The organism is Aneurinibacillus danicus (genome assembly GCF_007991215.1).
GTDB classification, from domain to species: Bacteria; Bacillota; Bacilli; order Aneurinibacillales; family Aneurinibacillaceae; genus Aneurinibacillus; species Aneurinibacillus danicus.
On record NZ_BJXX01000098.1, the window covers coordinates 35,596 to 52,949 of the forward strand.

General features: G+C 47.2%; 26 protein-coding genes. 23 read left to right on the forward strand and 3 right to left on the reverse strand.

What is annotated here, in order from left to right; genetic code table 11:
• Window positions 1-2: 2 nt before the first annotated feature.
• The 20 genes from rpmD (at window position 3) to salA (ending at window position 13,543) form a co-directional block, all read left to right on the forward strand.
• Complete coding sequence (gene rpmD, locus ADA01nite_RS11265) at window positions 3-188, forward strand: 50S ribosomal protein L30 (RefSeq protein ID WP_146810067.1); 186 nt, start codon at window positions 3-5, stop codon at window positions 186-188.
• Between the two features lie 31 nt (window positions 189-219).
• Complete coding sequence (gene rplO, locus ADA01nite_RS11270) at window positions 220-660, forward strand: 50S ribosomal protein L15 (protein WP_146810068.1); 441 nt, start codon at window positions 220-222, stop codon at window positions 658-660.
• Entirely contained in the window at window positions 660-1,967 is a 1,308-nt protein-coding gene (gene secY / locus ADA01nite_RS11275) for a preprotein translocase subunit SecY (protein ID WP_146810069.1), read from the forward strand. The genes rplO and secY overlap by 1 nt, the downstream gene beginning before the upstream one ends.
• A gap of 44 nt (window positions 1,968-2,011) precedes the next feature.
• Window positions 2,012-2,665, forward strand: a complete 654-nt coding sequence (locus ADA01nite_RS11280) for an adenylate kinase (protein WP_146810070.1) — start codon at window positions 2,012-2,014, stop codon at window positions 2,663-2,665.
• On the forward strand, window positions 2,662-3,408 hold the full coding sequence (gene map / locus ADA01nite_RS11285) for a type I methionyl aminopeptidase (protein WP_146810071.1): 747 nt from the start codon (window positions 2,662-2,664) through the stop codon (window positions 3,406-3,408). The genes ADA01nite_RS11280 and map overlap by 4 nt, the downstream gene beginning before the upstream one ends.
• Window positions 3,409-3,538: 130 nt before the next feature.
• The gene (infA, locus tag ADA01nite_RS11290) at window positions 3,539-3,757 is read left to right on the forward strand and encodes a translation initiation factor IF-1 (protein WP_146810072.1); all 219 of its coding nucleotides are present in this window, start codon (window positions 3,539-3,541) and stop codon (window positions 3,755-3,757) included.
• An 86-nt stretch (window positions 3,758-3,843) separates the two neighbouring features.
• Window positions 3,844-3,957: a 50S ribosomal protein L36 gene (gene rpmJ / locus ADA01nite_RS11295; protein ID WP_015617898.1), complete on the forward strand. Its 114-nt coding sequence runs from the start codon at window positions 3,844-3,846 to the stop codon at window positions 3,955-3,957.
• Between the two features lie 22 nt (window positions 3,958-3,979).
• Complete coding sequence (gene rpsM / locus ADA01nite_RS11300; protein WP_146810073.1) at window positions 3,980-4,348, forward strand: 30S ribosomal protein S13; 369 nt, start codon at window positions 3,980-3,982, stop codon at window positions 4,346-4,348.
• Window positions 4,349-4,357: 9 nt separating this feature from the next.
• Window positions 4,358-4,762 (forward strand): 30S ribosomal protein S11, encoded by a 405-nt coding sequence (gene rpsK / locus ADA01nite_RS11305; RefSeq protein WP_146810074.1) that lies wholly within the window; start codon window positions 4,358-4,360, stop codon window positions 4,760-4,762.
• A gap of 183 nt (window positions 4,763-4,945) precedes the next feature.
• The gene (locus tag ADA01nite_RS11310; RefSeq protein WP_146810075.1) at window positions 4,946-5,890 is read left to right on the forward strand and encodes a DNA-directed RNA polymerase subunit alpha; all 945 of its coding nucleotides are present in this window, start codon (window positions 4,946-4,948) and stop codon (window positions 5,888-5,890) included.
• 36 nt (window positions 5,891-5,926) lie between these two features.
• Window positions 5,927-6,292: a 50S ribosomal protein L17 gene (rplQ, locus tag ADA01nite_RS11315; RefSeq protein WP_043066255.1), complete on the forward strand. Its 366-nt coding sequence runs from the start codon at window positions 5,927-5,929 to the stop codon at window positions 6,290-6,292.
• 209 nt (window positions 6,293-6,501) lie between these two features.
• Window positions 6,502-7,335 carry an energy-coupling factor transporter ATPase gene (locus ADA01nite_RS11320; protein WP_146810076.1) on the forward strand — a complete coding sequence of 278 codons (834 nt, stop codon included), beginning with the start codon at window positions 6,502-6,504 and terminating at the stop codon, window positions 7,333-7,335.
• Window positions 7,320-8,213 (forward strand): energy-coupling factor transporter ATPase, encoded by an 894-nt coding sequence (locus ADA01nite_RS11325; RefSeq protein ID WP_146810077.1) that lies wholly within the window; start codon window positions 7,320-7,322, stop codon window positions 8,211-8,213. The genes ADA01nite_RS11320 and ADA01nite_RS11325 overlap by 16 nt, the downstream gene beginning before the upstream one ends.
• The gene (locus ADA01nite_RS11330; protein ID WP_146810078.1) at window positions 8,210-9,013 is read left to right on the forward strand and encodes an energy-coupling factor transporter transmembrane component T family protein; all 804 of its coding nucleotides are present in this window, start codon (window positions 8,210-8,212) and stop codon (window positions 9,011-9,013) included. The genes ADA01nite_RS11325 and ADA01nite_RS11330 overlap by 4 nt, the downstream gene beginning before the upstream one ends.
• A gap of 24 nt (window positions 9,014-9,037) precedes the next feature.
• Window positions 9,038-9,808, forward strand: coding sequence for a tRNA pseudouridine(38-40) synthase TruA (truA, locus tag ADA01nite_RS11335; protein WP_146810079.1), 771 nt, complete (start codon window positions 9,038-9,040; stop codon window positions 9,806-9,808).
• Window positions 9,809-10,018: 210 nt separating this feature from the next.
• Complete coding sequence (gene rplM, locus ADA01nite_RS11340) at window positions 10,019-10,456, forward strand: 50S ribosomal protein L13 (RefSeq protein ID WP_146810080.1); 438 nt, start codon at window positions 10,019-10,021, stop codon at window positions 10,454-10,456.
• Window positions 10,457-10,474: 18 nt separating this feature from the next.
• A complete protein-coding gene (rpsI, locus tag ADA01nite_RS11345) occupies window positions 10,475-10,867 on the forward strand; it encodes a 30S ribosomal protein S9 (protein ID WP_146810081.1) in 393 nt (130 codons plus the stop codon).
• A 207-nt stretch (window positions 10,868-11,074) separates the two neighbouring features.
• Entirely contained in the window at window positions 11,075-11,518 is a 444-nt protein-coding gene (locus tag ADA01nite_RS11350; RefSeq protein WP_146810082.1) for a hypothetical protein, read from the forward strand.
• Window positions 11,519-11,628: 110 nt separating this feature from the next.
• The gene (cwlD, locus tag ADA01nite_RS11355) at window positions 11,629-12,348 is read left to right on the forward strand and encodes an N-acetylmuramoyl-L-alanine amidase CwlD (protein WP_246147307.1); all 720 of its coding nucleotides are present in this window, start codon (window positions 11,629-11,631) and stop codon (window positions 12,346-12,348) included.
• Window positions 12,349-12,415: 67 nt separating this feature from the next.
• Complete coding sequence (gene salA / locus ADA01nite_RS11360; RefSeq protein WP_146810083.1) at window positions 12,416-13,543, forward strand: iron-sulfur carrier protein/transcriptional regulator SalA; 1,128 nt, start codon at window positions 12,416-12,418, stop codon at window positions 13,541-13,543.
• Window positions 13,544-13,631: 88 nt separating this feature from the next.
• Here salA and gerD read toward each other — a convergent pair whose 3' ends face one another.
• Window positions 13,632-14,282, reverse strand: coding sequence for a spore germination lipoprotein GerD (gerD, locus tag ADA01nite_RS22060; protein ID WP_170230241.1), 651 nt, complete (start codon window positions 14,280-14,282; stop codon window positions 13,632-13,634).
• A gap of 202 nt (window positions 14,283-14,484) precedes the next feature.
• Between gerD and ADA01nite_RS11370 the strand changes: the two genes are divergently transcribed.
• On the forward strand, window positions 14,485-15,081 hold the full coding sequence (locus ADA01nite_RS11370) for a KinB-signaling pathway activation protein (protein ID WP_146810085.1): 597 nt from the start codon (window positions 14,485-14,487) through the stop codon (window positions 15,079-15,081).
• 156 nt (window positions 15,082-15,237) lie between these two features.
• Here ADA01nite_RS11370 and pdaB read toward each other — a convergent pair whose 3' ends face one another.
• Window positions 15,238-15,999: a polysaccharide deacetylase family sporulation protein PdaB gene (pdaB, locus tag ADA01nite_RS11375; RefSeq protein WP_146810086.1), complete on the reverse strand. Its 762-nt coding sequence runs from the start codon at window positions 15,997-15,999 to the stop codon at window positions 15,238-15,240.
• 149 nt (window positions 16,000-16,148) lie between these two features.
• Here pdaB and ADA01nite_RS11380 point away from each other — a divergent pair, with 149 nt between their 5' ends.
• Both ADA01nite_RS11380 and ADA01nite_RS11385 read left to right on the forward strand, forming a co-directional pair.
• A complete protein-coding gene (locus ADA01nite_RS11380; RefSeq protein WP_146810087.1) occupies window positions 16,149-16,805 on the forward strand; it encodes a stage II sporulation protein M in 657 nt (218 codons plus the stop codon).
• Window positions 16,806-16,918: 113 nt separating this feature from the next.
• Window positions 16,919-17,137 (forward strand): hypothetical protein, encoded by a 219-nt coding sequence (locus ADA01nite_RS11385; RefSeq protein ID WP_146810088.1) that lies wholly within the window; start codon window positions 16,919-16,921, stop codon window positions 17,135-17,137.
• Between the two features lie 4 nt (window positions 17,138-17,141).
• On the opposite strand, the gene ADA01nite_RS22430 is transcribed toward ADA01nite_RS11385, so the two are convergent.
• Window positions 17,142-17,354 (reverse strand): hypothetical protein (locus tag ADA01nite_RS22430; protein WP_218029552.1); only part of this gene is annotated, 213 nt, incomplete at its 5' end.

A 17,354-nucleotide genomic window follows, 5' to 3' on the forward strand; every position in this document is an offset into this window, starting at 1 on the left:
TCATGGCAAAATTGCAAATCACCCTCAAAAGAAGTCTGATCGGTCGCACGCAAAAACAAAAAGCGACTGTAGCAGCTCTCGGTCTTCGCAAAATCCACCAGACAGTTGTGAAAGAAGACAATGCCGCCATGCGTGGTATGGTGGAAAAGGTGAAGCATATGGTTGAAGTTAAGGAAATCGCTGAGTAATAGATATCTTGCTTAAAGAGGAGGTGCAACGATGAAATTACACGAAATCAAACCTGCTGAAGGTTCCCGTCACACTCGTAAGCGTGTGGGTCGCGGTATCGGTTCTGGAAACGGCAAAACGGCTGGTCGTGGACACAAAGGGCAAAACGCTCGTTCCGGTGGCGGTGTTCGCCCTGGTTTCGAGGGTGGTCAAAACCCGCTGTATCGTCGTTTACCGAAGCGTGGTTTTACAAACCCGAACCGTAAAGAATTTGCTATAATCAACCTTGACAAACTGAACCAGTTTGAAGAAGGTACGGTTGTAACACCGGAGTTGCTTCTTGAAGCTGGCGTAATTAAAAATGCACGTGATGGTGTGAAGATTTTAGGGAATGGAGAACTTAACGTTAAGCTGACGGTTCAAGCCCAGAAGTTTTCTCAATCCGCGGTTGAGAAGATTGAGGCTCTTGGCGGAAAAACCGAGGTGATCTAATGTTCTCCACGATTGCCAATGTGTTTAAGATTGCCGACTTGCGTCGAAAGGTGATTTTTACCCTTTTGATGCTTGTCGTCTTTCGAATTGGTAGCTTTGTCCCGGTGCCGAACATTAACGTATCGGTACTTGAACAGCTGTCACAGCAAAATAGTATCTTCGGATTTCTAAATACATTCTCTGGCGGTGCGCTGCAGAACTTCTCTATCTTCGCGATGGGAATTATGCCGTACATCACCGCTTCGATTATTATGCAGCTTTTATCGATGGATGTTGTTCCGACGTTTACCCAGTGGTCGAAAGAAGGAGACATTGGCCGCCGCAAAATCGCTCAGTTTACACGTTACTTTACAATTATTCTGGGATTGATTCAGGCAATCGGACTTTCTATCGGGTTTAACCGGATGATGCCGGGGCTTGTGCAGAATCCTTCTTTTACAACGTATGCATTAATTGCGCTTGTACTGACGGCAGGAACTGCTTTTCTCATGTGGCTAGGAGAGCAAATTACCGAGAAAGGCATCGGAAACGGCATTTCCATCATTATCTTTGCAGGTATCGTAGCTGCGATTCCGAATGGTGCGAAGCAACTTTACGCCTCAGAGTTTATTGGCGCTGAGGATCAAATGTTTCTTAACATCGTTAAGGTATTAGGCATTCTGCTTGCGATCATTCTCATCATTGTGGGGATTGTTTTCATCCAGCAGGGAATACGAAAGATTCCTGTGCAGTATGCGAAACGCGTCGTAGGCAGAAAAATGTATGGCGGGCAATCCACACATATTCCGCTGAAAGTAAACAGCGCCGGAGTGATTCCTGTAATTTTCGCTCTGTCGTTGATTATCTTTCCGCCTACGATTGCTCAATTCTGGCCGGGGCATCCTGTTTCCAACTGGGTGATTCAAACGTTTAACATCCAGACGTTTAGCTCTCAGAATTGGATTGGCATGGTACTGTACGTACTGCTTATCTTCGGATTCACTTACTTTTACGTGTTCGTGCAGGTTAATCCAACGCAGATGGCTGACAACATGAAAAAGAACGGCGGATATATCCCAGGTATACGTCCAGGAAATGAGACAGCCCAATTTATTACTCGAACGTTAAACCGAATTACTTTGGCAGGAGCAATCTTCTTGGCAGTCGTATCCATTCTTCCGGTTTTCTTCTCGAAGGTGAGCGGCCTTCCCCCATCCATTCAAATCGGCGGAACGGCCATCCTGATTGTAATCGGGGTAGCGCTGGATACGATGAAACAAATCGAAAGCCAACTTGTGAAGCGCCACTACAAAGGGTTTATTAAGTAATACAAAGACAGGCTGTAAATTTACTGACGTATGGAGGGGTAGAAATGAATATTATCTTAATGGGATTACCAGGCGCGGGAAAAGGAACCCAGGGTGAGAAAATCGTCGAGAAATTTGGCATTCCGCATATTTCCACCGGCGACATGTTTCGTGCAGCTATCAAAGATGAAACAGAGATGGGCAAAAAAGCGAAATCTTATATGGACCAGGGACTCTTAGTACCGGATGAAGTTGTCATTGGTATCGTAAAGGAACGTTTAGGCAAAGCTGATTGTGAGAAAGGCTTTATGCTTGATGGATTCCCGCGCACCATGGCACAGGCGGAAGCGCTGGACGCAACGCTTGCGGAAATGGAGCGCAGCATTGACCATGTGATCAATATCGACGTGGATCGCGGTATTCTGATGGACCGGTTGACTGGCCGTCGCATCTGCAAGAACTGCGGTGCCACGTATCATGTAATATTCAACCCTCCTTCTCAAGAAGGGATTTGCGACAAGTGCGGCGGGGAGTTGTATCAGCGGGATGACGACAACGAAGCAACCGTTGCGACTCGCCTCGATGTAAACATCGAACAGTCCGCCCCGATCTTAAACTATTATAAAGAAAAAGGATTGCTCCGTACCATTGACGGGCATCAAGATATAGACAAGGTTTTTGAGGATGTTGCAGAAGTATTGAGAGGTCAAGCTCAATGATTATATGCAAGTCCAAAGCAGAGATCGACATCATGAGAGAAGCGGGGCGCATTGTCGCTCTTACGCATAAGGAACTGCAAAAAGCGATTCGTCCGGGCATCACCACTGGTGAGCTCGACGCAATCGCGGAGACTTTCATTCGCAAACACGGAGCGAAACCTTCTTTCAAAGGCTATGGGGGCTTTGCAGGCAGCATATGCGCTTCAGTCAACGAAGAACTTGTTCATGGGATTCCGGGCAAACGTAAGCTGAATGAAGGAGATATCATTAGCCTTGATATCGGTGCTGAGGTAGACGGCTATCATGGCGATTCGGCCTGGACATATGGAGTAGGCAAGATTTCTCCGGAGAATCAGCGTCTGCTGGAAATCACCGAGAAGTCTCTCTATGAAGGGTTGGCGCAGGCGAAGCCGGACGCCCGTCTAACGGATATCTCGCATGCGATTCAAGCTTGCGTAGAAGAAGCCGGTTTTTCTATCGTTCGTGAGTATGTAGGTCATGGCATCGGACGGAATTTGCACGAAGATCCGCAAATTCCTAATTTTGGGCCTGCAGGACGCGGACCGAGATTAAAACCGGGGATGGTCCTGGCGATTGAACCAATGGTCAATGCGGGTAAGCGATATGTACGGACGCTCGCTGACAACTGGACAGTCGTTACCGTGGACGGTTCGATGTGTGCTCACTTTGAACATACGATTGCTATTACTGAAGACGGCTACGAAATTTTAACCAGAGAGTAAATTTACAATTGTTGTTTCCCTTTGGGATAGATATTGTGTTATGATTGCCGATGGGGATATTGTAAGTTGAACGGCTGAGTTAAGAGTGCATACGCATAAGCAGCCATGCTGAAGAAAGGAGAGTGGCTTTATGGCGAAAGAAGATGTAATTGAAGTGGAAGGTACCGTGGTTGAGCCTCTACCAAATGCGATGTTTCGTGTAGAGCTGGAGAATGGACACAAAGTGCTTGCTCACGTATCCGGTAAAATCCGCATGCATTTCATTCGTATACTCCCGGGTGACAAAGTCACCGTTGAATTATCGCCGTATGATTTGACCCGTGGACGGATCACATATCGCTACAAATAGAGCAGGAAACGTACAGAGTTAGAGGTAGCTACTACGACCTCCAACCTCTAATGCTTCCACTCTAGAAACGACAGGAGGTTATCCAAATGAAAGTAAGACCATCTGTAAAGCCGATTTGCGAGAAATGCAAAATCATTCGTCGCAAAGGCAAAATTATGGTAATCTGTGAAAATCCGAAACATAAGCAAAGACAAGGCTAATTTATAAGGAGGTGCACGCTACATGGCACGTATTGCTGGGGTTGACTTACCTCGTGACAAGCGCGTAGTTATCGCGTTAACTTACATTTTCGGAATTGGTACTTCCACTGCTTCGAAAATCCTGAGCGAAACAGGGATTGACGAAAACACTCGTGTTCGTGATCTGACCGAAGATGAAGCGGCTAAGCTTCGTGACTATATTGACAAGAACATAAAAGTTGAAGGGGATCTTCGCCGTGAAGTATCTCTGAACATCAAACGTCTGGTTGAAATCGGCTGCTATCGTGGTGTTCGTCACCGCAAAGGTCTGCCGGTTCGTGGCCAACGTACGAAAACCAACGCGCGTACTCGCAAAGGTCCTCGTCGTACCGTTGCGAATAAGAAGAAGTAAAGGGGGTAAATGAAGTTGGCGAAAAGAAAAGTAGCTGCGACTCGTACTCGTCGCCGTGATCGCAAAAACATTGAAACTGGTGTAGCTCACATCCGTTCTACGTTTAACAACACCATCGTAACTATCACTGACCCGCACGGAAATGCAATTTCTTGGGCTAGTGCTGGTGGCCTTGGTTTTAAAGGTTCCCGTAAAAGCACTCCGTTCGCTGCACAAATGGCTGCTGAGCAAGCTGCTAAAGCGGCAATGGAGCATGGTATGAAAACTGTTGAAGTTATGGTTAAAGGGCCAGGTTCCGGTCGTGAAGCTGCCATCCGTTCCTTACAGGCTACTGGATTGGAAGTTAACATGATCAAAGACGTAACGCCTATTCCTCACAATGGTTGCCGTCCACCAAAACGTCGTCGTGTATAATTTGGCAGCAAGTCGCATAAACTAGCAGTTTAAAAAGTTATACACCTGTGCATACTATTATAATATGATAAAAACAGGTCTGTGCTTTGGTTGCGATTTACTGGTAACCGCCAAAGGGGAATTCCGGTCGTGGACCTTGAGACCCGTCCGGAATTTTCGACGTTTTGAAGGAGGGTTTGTTTGATGATCGAAATAGAAAAGCCAAAGATCGAAGTGGTAGAAGCAAGTAACGACTCTACCTATGGCAAGTTTGTGGTAGAGCCTCTGGAACGGGGATACGGTACAACGCTTGGAAACTCCTTACGTCGTATTCTGCTCTCTTCACTTCCAGGTGCCGCAGTAACCAGCATTGAAATCGATGGGGTTCTCCACGAGTTCTCCACGATCGAAGGCGTGGTAGAGGATACTACCCAGATCATCTTAAATGTCAAAACTCTTTCTCTCAAAATCCATTCGGACGAGGAGAAAGTGCTTGAGATTGACGCGGAAGGCGCCGGTGTCGTAACCGCTGCTGACATTCGCGCAGACAGTGATGTAGAAATTCTGAATCCGGACCTGGTTATTGCAACATTGGAAGAAGGAGCTAGTCTCCGTATTCGCATGGTTGCCAACCGCGGTCGTGGCTATGTGCCTGCCGATCAGAACAAACGCGCGGATCTGCCGATTGGCGTGATCCCGATTGATTCTATCTATACACCGATTACCCGCGTAAACTATCAGGTAGAAAATACGCGTGTAGGTCAAGTAACAAACTACGATAAGCTGACGCTTGAAGTATGGACGGATGGAAGTATTCGTCCGGAAGAAGCAGTTAGTCTTGGCGCAAAGATTATGACGGAGCATCTTAATCTGTTTGTAGGACTCACCGATGAGGCGCAGGAAGCCGAAATTATGGTGGAGAAAGAAGAAGACAAGAAAGAGAAAGTGCTTGAGATGACGATCGAAGAGCTTGATCTTTCGGTCCGTTCTTACAACTGCCTGAAGCGTGCCGGTATTAATACCGTGCAAGAGCTTACGCAGAAAACAGAAGAAGATATGATGAAAGTCCGCAATCTTGGCCGCAAATCGTTAGAAGAAGTGCAAGAAAAGCTCGAAGAGCTAGGTCTTGGACTTCGCAAAGACGATTAGGAACGATAGATTGTTTGTCTTAAGGAGGGAAAAGGAATGGCTTACTCTAAATTAGGCCGTAATAGCGCTGCTCGTAAAGCTCTGTTCCGTGATCTGGTAACGGACCTAATTATCAACGAGCGCATTGAAACAACGGAAAGCAAAGCGAAAGAAGTTCGCTCTATCGCTGAAAAAATGATTACGCTGGCTAAACGCGGTGACCTGCACGCTCGTCGTCAAGTAGCCGCTTTTGTGCGTAAAGAAGTAGCGGACAAAGAGACCAACCAGGATGCAATTCAAAAATTGTTTGATACTGTTGCACCTCGCTTTTCTGAGCGTCAAGGTGGTTATACTCGCATCTTGAAAATTGGGCCTCGTCGCGGAGACGGTGCACCAATGGTATACCTTGAGTTAGTTGAATAGTTAGTATTGGCGCAAGAAAGGGTGAGGATGAAATCACCCTTTTTTTGCATGGGGAAAGACAAGCATAAAAACTCGCCTGTTTTTTCTGCGGGGAAGCAGGGTACGTCTGCTTTCTCTAAACAGATCGCTGAGTAAGCGAAAAAAGGGCTGTATTTTTACGCTTGTCTTTCTAGCTTGAAGGGGAACGGAAAGAAAGCGGTGAGATAAATTTGGACGAGGCAATCATTCGGCTTGAGAATGTTTCCTTTTCTTATGAAGGCGCGGAGGAGAGAGCGGTACAGGGCGTTTCATTTGATGTGAAGAAAGGCGAGTTTCTTTCTATTATCGGACATAACGGCTCCGGTAAGTCGACGCTGGCAAAGCTGTTAAACGGTCTCTTGCTCCCTTCCGAAGGCAGAGTAGAAGTGGCCGGGATTTCGACGGCGAATGAAGAGCACATCTGGGAAGTGCGGCAGACGGTTGGCATGGTGTTTCAAAACCCGGACAATCAGTTTGTTGCCCCGACTGTGGAAGATGATATTGCCTTTGGTATGGAGAACATTGGCATTCCTCCTTCAGAAATGGAAGCAAGAATTCTGGACGCGCTTCATCAGGTGCATATGACGCAGTTCCGCACCGCTGAACCGAACCGTCTTTCAGGTGGGCAGAAGCAGCGTGTAGCTATTGCGGGTGCGCTTGCGATCCGGCCCAGGGTGCTTGTACTTGACGAGGCAACGGCTATGCTTGACCCGCGAGGCCGCCGGGAAGTGCTCGATGTAGTTCATCGAATGAACCGGGAGCAGAATATGACGGTTATTCAGATTACGCACTATCTGGAAGAAACATTGGAGAGCGACCGCATTCTCGTAATGGATGGTGGTATGCTGGTGGGCGAAGGAACCCCGGAGAGTGTATACCAGAAGGTGGATTGGCTGCGTCGTCTTGGATTGGACGTGCCATTCGCCAGTGACCTGCAATATCGCCTGCAACAAAAAGGTTTTCGTTTTTCGGCGTTAAAGCTGACGGGGGAAGGAGTGCTTGACAGCCTATGGACATCCGATTAGAGAGTGTGGGGTATACGTATTCTCCCGGCACCCCGTTTGCCTATCAGGCACTGCAAGGCATCTCCCTGCATATTCCCCACGGTCGCTATATTGCGATTATCGGGCATACCGGTTCCGGTAAGTCGACGTTAATCCAACTGTTAAACGGTTTGCTGCAACCTACGGAAGGTACGATGCAAATCGGAGAATTTACGCTGCCTGCAAAAAAGAAAAAAGGGCTGGAAAAACTGCGCCAGCAGGTAGGATTAGCGTTTCAATATCCCGAATACCAATTGTTTGAAGAGACGGTACGCAAAGATGTAGCGTTTGGCCTCGTCAATATGGGACTGCCTTCTGAGATGATTCCTGGTCGTGTAGACGCCGCCCTGCGCCTCGTTGGCCTCGATCCGCAAGAGTATGGCGAGAAGTCCCCTTTTGCGCTTAGCGGGGGACAGATGCGGCGTGTAGCGCTGGCAGGGGTGTTGGTGATGAATCCTGCAGTATTAATTCTCGACGAGCCTACTGCCGGGTTGGACCCGGCCGGTCACCATGCGATTCTGGAGATGGTCGCCCGTATGCATCAGGAGGAGAAGCGGACGACGATTCTGGTTACGCATAGTATGGAAGACGCCGCCTTATACGCCGATTACCTCTATGTGATGAACGAAGGACGGATATGGATGGAGGGGACTCCGCAGCAAGTGTTCCGGGACCCGGATAAGATTCGACAGGCAGGCCTGGATTTACCGGAGATTACACGTTTTATCTATCAGTTTAACGAACGGATTCGGATAAGCGGCAGCGAAGTGGCCCCTCTCCCGTTTGATATTTTTGATCCGGAGACGCTTGCGGATGAGTTGGCTCGGCGCTTTCCGCGAAAGGGGGGAAGCCGGAGGTGAGTTTTCTCAACTCGATACCGATCGGTCAATATGTACCCCGCGATTCGTTTTTACATCGATGTGATCCGCGCAGCAAGCTCTTATTTGTGTTTTTCTTTATTATTTTTATTTTCATGGCCAATACGCTGTATGCCTTTTTATTTGTGGCGGCAGTGGCGATTGTGGGCATCGCGATGTCCCGCATTCCGGTTATTTATGTTCTCCGGGGACTGAAACCGGCGCTCTGGATTATTCTCCTCACAGTTATATTACAGATTTTTACAAATAAAGAAGGGGCCCTTCTCTTCTCCTGGAAGTTCATCGAGATTCATGAAAAAGGGCTGACGGAGGCGGCATTCGTGTCGGCCCGCATTATTTTGCTCATGCTGTCGGCATCCCTGCTTACGCTGACCACGTCGCCGATTCAACTGACGGATGGCCTGGAGAGCCTATTCTCGCCACTTCGTCGCTTTGGATTTCCTGCGCACGAGCTGGCGCTGATGATGTCAATATCGCTGCGCTTTATTCCGACGCTTCTGGAAGAGACGGACAAGATTGCAAAAGCGCAGATGTCGAGGGGAGCCTCTTTTTCCAGCGGCTCTATTGTGAAACGGATTAACGGCATCCTCCCCTTGATTGTCCCGCTATTTGTTCAGTCGTTCCGCCGTGCCGAAGAGCTGGCGTTTGCGATGGAGGCCCGGGGTTATCGGGGCGGAAAAGGGCGTACGAAGTATAGACAGCTCCGCTTCGGAAACCGGGATGCTGTGCTTTTGGTCGTTACAATTGCCATTGCAGTCGTTGTATGGCTGCTGCGTGCGTAGAGGAAAGGATGAACGTTACAAGCAATGGAATGGCGCAAGATTAAACTAACGTTTGGCTACCAGGGAACGGCATACTATGGTTTTCAGCGGCAGACAAACGGGCCAAGTATACAACAGGAGATTGAGAAAGTTCTGGAGCGTGTACTTCAGCATGAGACAACGATTGTGGCGTCCGGTCGAACCGACTCGGGTGTGCATGCAAGGGAGCAGGTGGCCCATTTCCGCACGACCAGTCGGATTCCGGCTGACCGGCTTATACCGGCCATGAATACATTTCTGCCGGATGATATCGTCGTGTTAAATGCAGAAGACGTTCCGATGGATTTCCATGCCCGCTATGATGTCGTAGAGAAGACGTATAAATACCGCATTTTGAACCAGCGGGTACCTGATCCGTTTATCCGGGACTGGGCGTATCAGGTGAAAGCTCCGTTGGATGTTGAAAAGATGCGAAAAGCAGCCGGGTATTTTGTCGGTACGCATGACTTCTCTTCGTTTTGCTGCGTGCGGACCAGGGTAGAAGATAAAGTGAGGACTGTCTATGAGGTGCGTATTGATGTGCAGAAGCGGGACGATTTTACACCGGGACAAGGAGTGGATATTTGGCTGACGTTCCGCGGTAACGGATTTTTGTACAATATGGTTCGTATGATGACCGGCGCTCTGGTCGAAGTCGGGAAAGGCCGCTGGGATGTGGAATATGTCAAGCAATTGCTGGATGCGAAAGATTCGAACGTGGGCAAGGAGAATGCGCCGCCACACGGGCTGTATTTGTGGAAAGTGAATTATGAGTAGAAGTAACCTGTCCCCTTCCGCCCGGCAAGCAGGGCTTTTCCGTGCCAACGCGACCTGGTGTATAAAAAAATCTTGACTTCATTATCTAACATGTAGTACTATTTAATTCGGTATTTTAAAATCCCCACTAACGCCCCGAAAGTGTTGGTTTTTAAAATATATTGGTTAACGGAACATTTGTGAAATGCACGCTTTTTAGGAGGGAAAACAATGCGCACCACATACATGGCCAAGCCAAATGAAGTTGAGCGTAAATGGTATGTAGTTGATGCTGAAGGGCAAACGCTTGGACGTCTTGCCAGTGAAGTAGCAGCAATTCTTCGCGGAAAATTCAAACCTGAATTTACACCACACGTTGATGCAGGCGATTTCGTTATCGTAATCAACGCTGAAAAAATTCAATTAACCGGTAAGAAACTGACGGATAAGTTTTACTATCGTCATTCTGGATATCAAGGTGGATTGAAAGCAACTTCAGCAGGTCAAATGATCGCAACAAAGCCTGAGCGTATTATCGAGCTTGCGGTTAAAGGCATGCTGCCGAAAAACCGTCTGGGTCGTAAACTGATTACGAAGCTGAATGTATACGCTGGAACTGAACATCCACATCAAGCGCAAAAACCTGAAAAATGGGAATTGCGCGGGTAGTAAAAGGAGGGTAAATTCGTGGCACAAGTTCAATACTACGGAACAGGTCGTCGTAAAAACTCCGTTGCACGCGTTCGTCTAGTACCGGGTGATGGTCAAATCATCATCAACAAGCGTCCAATGGATGAATACTTTGGTCTTGAAACTTTGAAACTTATCGTAAAACAACCGCTCGTTCTTACTGAAACAGAAGGTAAGTACGACGTGCTCGTAAACGTAAACGGCGGTGGTACAACAGGTCAAGCGGGTGCAATTCGTCACGGTATCTCCCGTGCCCTGCTGGAAGCTGATCCGGAGCTTCGTGGTGCACTGAAATCCGCTGGCTTCCTGACTCGCGACCCACGCATGAAAGAACGTAAGAAATACGGTCTTAAAGCTGCTCGTCGCGCACCTCAATTCTCCAAACGCTAATTTTAGAGTCAATGTATACACACAACCAGGCCCGGTCCTTTTTGGACTGGGCTTTTTACTTTTTTCTGTGAAAATCATGAGGAAAGAAGGAGGGGGAGAGGAAAGAAGATCCAGGGAAGAAAAAGGAATCTATTCTGTTCATGTATCAATCGACAAAAGAAGAGGCAATCCTATAATAGAGACCATAAGATAAAGCAAGGTGATCGTATGGAAAATAATATTGTCTCTTTTGAGAAGTATATCCGAGCACGGGATGAGAGGGTTCGAAAACGGGCGATAGACGGCATTGACCGGGAAGAAGTTCACCGGTATTATACGGGAATTATCGATGTTTCCATCCGCCATCTCACGCTGCTGCAGCGCTATTTCATCGAAGAGTATCTGGCCGAAATTATCGTCGGATTCTTCTTGCGGGGAGTGGACGCGAGCAAGCAGTACAGAACGGGAAGAACGACGGAGGATATCGAGCACAGCTACACGAAGGATCACTTCCTCGAAATCTACTCCCTTGCGAACGATTACCGGCTGTCCCGCCATATCGGTGAATGGGATCTGTACTCTGTATCCATCATAGCCGAAGATCTATCGCTCAAATGGTTCCGAAACGGTCTTGCCTATGGAAAAAGACAGCGAAAGTTAAAATTGCTTTAAAGTGAAGAAGGCGGGCTTCAAAAGTGAAGTTCGCTTTTTTGTATGCGACGAATAAACGAGGAGGTTGTACATATGTTTTAGTAAAAGGCATAGTGGGGGAGGAACGTGCTTTGCTAAAACGAAAAAAAATTTTATGGCTGGGAGCGCTCGTGCTTCTTGTAGCGTTGTTTACATATAACATGCCGTCAGACGATGAGTCGTGGTCTGCATGGTCCCTGCCGCTGTCCGGCAAAATTATTGTGATAGATGCGGGGCACGGAGGACCGGACGGAGGGGCGAAGAGCAAGGCCGGTTTAATCGAAAAAGATGTAACCCTGCCCATCAGCATGTATTTGCGCGATTTTCTGCAGGAGGCAGGAGCGCTTGTCGTTATGACAAGGGAAACGGATATGGACCTGGCAGAGCCTGGAACCAAGGGATTAAGCAAGCGGAAAACGGAAGATTTATTGAAGCGGGCAAGAATGATTAAGGAAGAAGGGGCAGACTTGCTCATTAGCATCCATTTAAACGCGATTCCTTCGCCGCGCTGGTTCGGTGCACAGACATTTTATCCGCCTACGCTGAAGCAGTCTGCCCAGGTAGCCCACTTGATTCAGGATGAAATTAAACGAGTGATAAATAATACGGACAGGACCGCGAAAAAGTCGGATGATATTTATATCCTGCGTACGGCGGAATGCCCGGCGGCGCTGGTGGAGGTCGGATTTCTATCCAATGAGCAGGAAGCGAAGCTTATGGCAACTTCGCAGTATCAGAAGCAGATGGCCAATGCCATCTACCAGGGAATCCTGCGCTATTACTCCGGAGAAACTGTTGAAGATATGCAATAGACTTTGGATGAGAAAACGCAGAATGTTATAATGAGAGAAGCACGTCATATCGAAGAGGTGAAACATAGTGATTACAGAAGAGAAAGTATTGGAAGCATTAAAAGGGGTTGAAGACCCGGAGCTTCACCGTAGTGTGGTGGAGCTGGGCATGGTACGCAATATTAAGATTGACGGGAATAGAGTAGAACTGGACGTTATCCTGACGATTCAAGGCTGTCCGTTAAAAGTAAAAATTCAGGAAGATGTAGAGAATGCGATTAAAGCGCTGGGAGGAGAAGAGGTTGTTGTTCATTTCGGATCGATGACGGATGAAGAGCGCGCACGTGTAGCTGCAATGATTCGCGGCGACAATGCAGGACCTTCAGCTTCCGCTCCGAATGGCGGAACCGTACAGGGGCATGGTGCAGGCCTTCAGCAGGTTTCTCCTCTGCTTAGGCCGGATTCGAAAACTCAATTTATCGCGGTTACCAGTGGTAAAGGTGGTGTAGGTAAATCAACCGTTACGGTTAATCTCGCCGTTTCCCTGGCTCGTATGGGCAAAAGAGTGGGCGTTATTGACGCAGACATTTATGGTTTTAGTGTACCGGATATGATGGGGATTACGCAGCGTCCGGTCGTTATCGACAATATGGTGATGCCGGTCCAGCGTTTTGGCGTCAAAGTCATTTCTATGGGCTTCTTCGTGGAGGATAACTCACCCATTATCTGGCGTGGTCCCATGCTGGGCAAGATGCTGCGCAACTTCTTCAGTGAAATTCATTGGGGCGAGCTGGATTACATGATTCTGGACCTGCCGCCGGGAACCGGCGATGTGGCATTGGACGTGCACCAGATGATTCCGCAGAGCAAGGAAATTATTGTAACGACTCCGCACCCAACGGCCGCTTTCGTTGCGGCGCGTGCTGGCGCGATGGCGATCCGTACCAATCACGAAATTCTTGGTGTCGTTGAAAACATGTCTTATTACATTAATAAAGACGGTGAGAAGGATCCGATTTTCGGCAGCGGTGGTGGACAGAAGTTAGCGAAAGAACTGCAAAGCGAATTGCTGGTGCAGATTCCGCTTGGACAGCCGGAGCCGATGCGTGATGAAGAACGTTACGGTCCTTCCGTATATCAAGAAAGTGAAACAATCGGCAAAATTTATATGGATCTGGCTAAAAAGGTTGACCAAAAAGCCAGCGTTACCGCATAGTGCAGAATACCATAGAATAAAAAAACGGAAGGGAGGAAGTGGCCTCCCTTCCGTTTGCTTTTGCAAGAGCGGTCATGGGAGTGGAGAGTTATTGTCCGCCTCCGCCACCACTGCCGCCCTGTCCTCCTTGTCCTCCCTGTCCGCCTCCACCACCATTGCCGCCTTGCCCTTTGGTTTTGCTTGGTTCAGGCCTAATCATCTGCTCCTGCGCTTTATGGGCGATATCGATCATTTCAAGGCGAAACATAGGGCTTTGGAGAGATTCTTTCATAACATTCATCGTTTGTTGGCGGTATGCGGGACCTTTCATTGTCTCTAATACCATCTTTTGATACTCAGGGTCCTTCATAATATTGAGCATCATCTTTTGATACTCAGGATCCTTCATTAAGTCTTTGATGAGTTTTTTATTTTCTTCCTGCATGGCTTTAGCCATTGAGCTTGCGAATTTTGGATCCTGCATCATTTCTTGCACCTGAATTCTTGTCTCTCCGCCTCCTGCATTTCCTCCACCCTGAATACTTTGTGTGGACATACGTCCCCTTTGCATCGCTTCTCTAATTGCCCTCTGGCCTTCTCTTGTCTTAAGGATGTCGACAACCATATGCTTGGTCTCGTTGTAGTTTGTCGAAGCCGATTTTTCTCTTTGCTGATTTCCGCCGCCACAGCCGGTAAGGAGAGTGATAATCAGTAGAACACAGACCAATGTGTAGCTTGTGGAAACTGTAAAGCGTTTCATGCCATTCTCCCTCTTTTCTCGATTGGTGTAGTTATTTCTTAGCATGCGAAAGGATGGGCTGCTTTATCCTTGTTGTATCGGAGGAGAGGATGGTGAATAGTGGACTGACTGGATTTTGTGGCAAATGCGCGAAACTGCTGGTGTTTTTATAGGGCCGTTGGTACAATCATAGAGGGAAAAGAGGAAGTATGGGGGTATATTAGTGACATTACGGAAGTGGTCTTTTCTTTTTTATACAACGCTTCTTATTGGAGCGTTGGGTGCAGTCATCTCAGGTACGATTATCGGACAGGAGAAGATGGACGGTGGATTTGCGAATTTTGGTATGGGGCTTATCGGCAGTTTGATTGCGGGTCTTATGTTCAGTGTTATCAGTCAGATGGGCTTCTTTGCTTATTTGACGCTGAATTATCTGGCTTTGAGTGTGCTAAGAAGAAAAAGCCTTTGGTTGGGAATACAGGTTATTTTAATCGTGCTCGTATTCGTAGATTTTGTAATATTAAGGCATGATATTTTTGCGAAGGAAGAGCCTATTCTTGGGTTTGTATGGCTGCCCCTCGGTTTGCTGGCTTACGCGGCTGTAGTGGCTTACTTTAAGGTGAAGGCGACCAACGCTTCCGCTTGGATTCCAACAATGTTTTTTATGTTTGTGGTAACAATTCTTGAATGGGTCCCGGCTCTGCAGGAGAATAATGTAAAGTCTATGATAATGATGATTGTGCCACTTCTGTTATGTAATACATGGCAGATTATGCAGCTCCATCGTATTCTGCAAAAAAAGGAAAGCCCGGCGAAGTAATCGCCTGGCTTTTTTGCAGGATAGGAAAGCCCGGCAATGGTCTCTCTCCTGGAGGTACCCGGATGTTTTGTCAGTCCGACCGGAGGGACACAAAGCGGCCGCTTGTCTTCTGTGCGGAAAAAACATGAGCAGCAACGCCGGCGAGTTTTTCTTAGTTTACTGAACTTCTTTTGTATTAACTTTTGTGCCGGCCATTAGTTCGGAAACTGTAACAAGCTCATAGCCTTTGCCTTGCAGCTGATCAATGATGGCAGGAAGCGCCAGATGTGTTTGTTTGCAGGAGTCGCTGGCGTGCATAAGCACAATGTCGCCCGGATGCGCTTTTTCCACTACATTTTTGACGATTTGCTCCGTACCAGGGTTCATCCAGTCTTTGGAGTCCGTATCCCATTGAACGACTGTATAGCCCATTTTGTCCGCGATCCTAAGGACGCGTTTGTCGAAATCACCGTTTGGCGTGCGAATCAGCGACGGAGCAGTACCGGTTAAACCTTTCAGGATTTCGTGAGCTCTTCCGATTTGTGTCTGGATTTCTTCGTCGGTTAAGCTGCTGTAGTTGACGTGTTTATGACCGTGTGAACCGATTTCATACCCCATGTCTTTGATGCGTTTGACGAGCTCAGGGTGGCTCTCGCTCCAGGGGGAGGAGAGAAAGAAGGTTGCTTTTTTTACGCCTTTTTTCTCAAGAACATCGAGAATGGGACCGGTCCGTTCCTCTCCCCAGCTGATATCAAACGTAAGCGCAAGTTTTTTCTCCCTCGTGTCCACTTTGTAAATGGCGGAGGGTTCGTTTTTTCCGGATGTAAAAATCGAGATATTATCCCTCTCCGCCCAGGCTATACCTATAGCGAATAAAGCGGCGGTAAAAATAATAAGATACTGCTTAAGACGTCTGGCGTTTACGATCCAAAACAAAATTACACCTCCTCACAGGCTTAATCCTTGTCCATTACATATGTATGCGAGTGAGACAAGGATATGCCTGCGGAACAAAAGGAATGCATAGAAACGAAATGTGATATTATCAAGAAGGAGAAGCTGCACAAGAAAGGGGAACAGATAGACGAATGATACAAAGACTGGGAAACATTGTCCGTCAGAATAAACGATATATCTGGATTGGTGTGGCGTTAATGCTGTTAGGAGTTTTTTTCGGATATACAAACGCTGAGGCAATTAAGCAGTTGGCGAAGCAAATGATGGATAGTATTCAGCGTATCGCCAGAGATATTAGTGAAACAAATAACCCCCTGTATACATTCTGGGTGATTTTTGAGAACAACGTAATGGCCGCGTTCAGTATGGTGGGGCTCGGCATCTTTTTCTTTGGTTTGTATCCGGCACTGGGTTTGTTTACAAACGGAATTTTGCTTGGATTCCTGCTTAAGGTATATGCCAGTGGCGGGGTGAGTCCATTAAAAATTTTGGTGGCTGGCATATTGCCTCATGGCATCATCGAGCTTAGCGCCATTATTTTCGCTTCAGCGATTGGGATTAAGCTGGGTGTTTTAACATACGATTGGATAGTCAGCTTATTTGTCAGAGAGCGGCGATCCGCTGTAAAAGCACGCTTTAGCGAATTGCTGCGGGATTTACCGTTGATTGTGGGAACGATCGTAGTCATGCTCTTTTTAGCAGCTGTAATTGAAAGCACGGTTACACCCCTGCTTATCCAGAACTTTATGGGACAGGATCTGGATATTATGAAGCAAGTATTCAAATAATGCTGCGGCAAGCCCTGGCTTCGCCGTGGCTTTCTTTTTGTTTTAAGGAGTATAAACACCAATAAAAATTGGAAATATAATCCCAGGTTTATATTGAGAGAAGAGGGATAATCATGATGGGCTTTTTATTTTCTGCACGCGAATGCTCAGAGATTAAATACTTAATTCGTAAGGAGCTTGAAGAAGTGTTATTTGATTTGAGTGACTATCGCACAGATGAAATGGTACGTAAAGCAATGGAGCAGCGCTATCATATACTTTTTAAAATGTATGCCCGGTTTGTATCGCCAAAGGAGCTAACAAAATATATTCGAAACAAGAAGTACAAATAAAATGTTAATAAGGTATTGACGCTGCATTTCTATATGTGATATATTCTTTCTTGTCGCTGCTGAAGTAGCGCATAAGCTTCCGAAGAAAAACAACACGAAAATTTTTAAAAAAAGTGTTGCTTTCTGAAGTGGAATTTGATAAAATATAAAAGTCGCTGATGATAAGCGACAGAGTAATAAAGTCCCTTGAAAACTGAACAGTGAAACTCGATTGTGC

Bases quoted from the DNA above. Each gene is read 5' to 3' on its own strand.
- rpmD (WP_146810067.1), top strand. From the start codon at position 3: ATGGCAAAATTGCAAATCACCCTCAAAAGAAGTCTGATCGGTCGCACG.
- rplO (WP_146810068.1), top strand. From the start codon at position 220: ATGAAATTACACGAAATCAAACCTGCTGAAGGTTCCCGTCACACTCGT.
- secY (WP_146810069.1), top strand. From the start codon at position 660: ATGTTCTCCACGATTGCCAATGTGTTTAAGATTGCCGACTTGCGTCGA.
- ADA01nite_RS11280 (WP_146810070.1), top strand. From the start codon at position 2,012: ATGAATATTATCTTAATGGGATTACCAGGCGCGGGAAAAGGAACCCAG.
- map (WP_146810071.1), top strand. From the start codon at position 2,662: ATGATTATATGCAAGTCCAAAGCAGAGATCGACATCATGAGAGAAGCG.
- infA (WP_146810072.1), top strand. From the start codon at position 3,539: ATGGCGAAAGAAGATGTAATTGAAGTGGAAGGTACCGTGGTTGAGCCT.
- rpmJ (WP_015617898.1), top strand. From the start codon at position 3,844: ATGAAAGTAAGACCATCTGTAAAGCCGATTTGCGAGAAATGCAAAATC.
- rpsM (WP_146810073.1), top strand. From the start codon at position 3,980: ATGGCACGTATTGCTGGGGTTGACTTACCTCGTGACAAGCGCGTAGTT.
- rpsK (WP_146810074.1), top strand. From the start codon at position 4,358: ATGAAGTTGGCGAAAAGAAAAGTAGCTGCGACTCGTACTCGTCGCCGT.
- ADA01nite_RS11310 (WP_146810075.1), top strand. From the start codon at position 4,946: ATGATCGAAATAGAAAAGCCAAAGATCGAAGTGGTAGAAGCAAGTAAC.
- rplQ (WP_043066255.1), top strand. From the start codon at position 5,927: ATGGCTTACTCTAAATTAGGCCGTAATAGCGCTGCTCGTAAAGCTCTG.
- ADA01nite_RS11325 (WP_146810077.1), top strand. From the start codon at position 7,320: ATGGACATCCGATTAGAGAGTGTGGGGTATACGTATTCTCCCGGCACC.
- truA (WP_146810079.1), top strand. From the start codon at position 9,038: ATGGAATGGCGCAAGATTAAACTAACGTTTGGCTACCAGGGAACGGCA.
- rplM (WP_146810080.1), top strand. From the start codon at position 10,019: ATGCGCACCACATACATGGCCAAGCCAAATGAAGTTGAGCGTAAATGG.
- ADA01nite_RS11350 (WP_146810082.1), top strand. From the start codon at position 11,075: ATGGAAAATAATATTGTCTCTTTTGAGAAGTATATCCGAGCACGGGAT.
- gerD (WP_170230241.1), bottom strand. From the start codon at position 14,282: ATGAAACGCTTTACAGTTTCCACAAGCTACACATTGGTCTGTGTTCTA.
- ADA01nite_RS11380 (WP_146810087.1), top strand. From the start codon at position 16,149: ATGATACAAAGACTGGGAAACATTGTCCGTCAGAATAAACGATATATC.
- ADA01nite_RS11385 (WP_146810088.1), top strand. From the start codon at position 16,919: ATGATGGGCTTTTTATTTTCTGCACGCGAATGCTCAGAGATTAAATAC.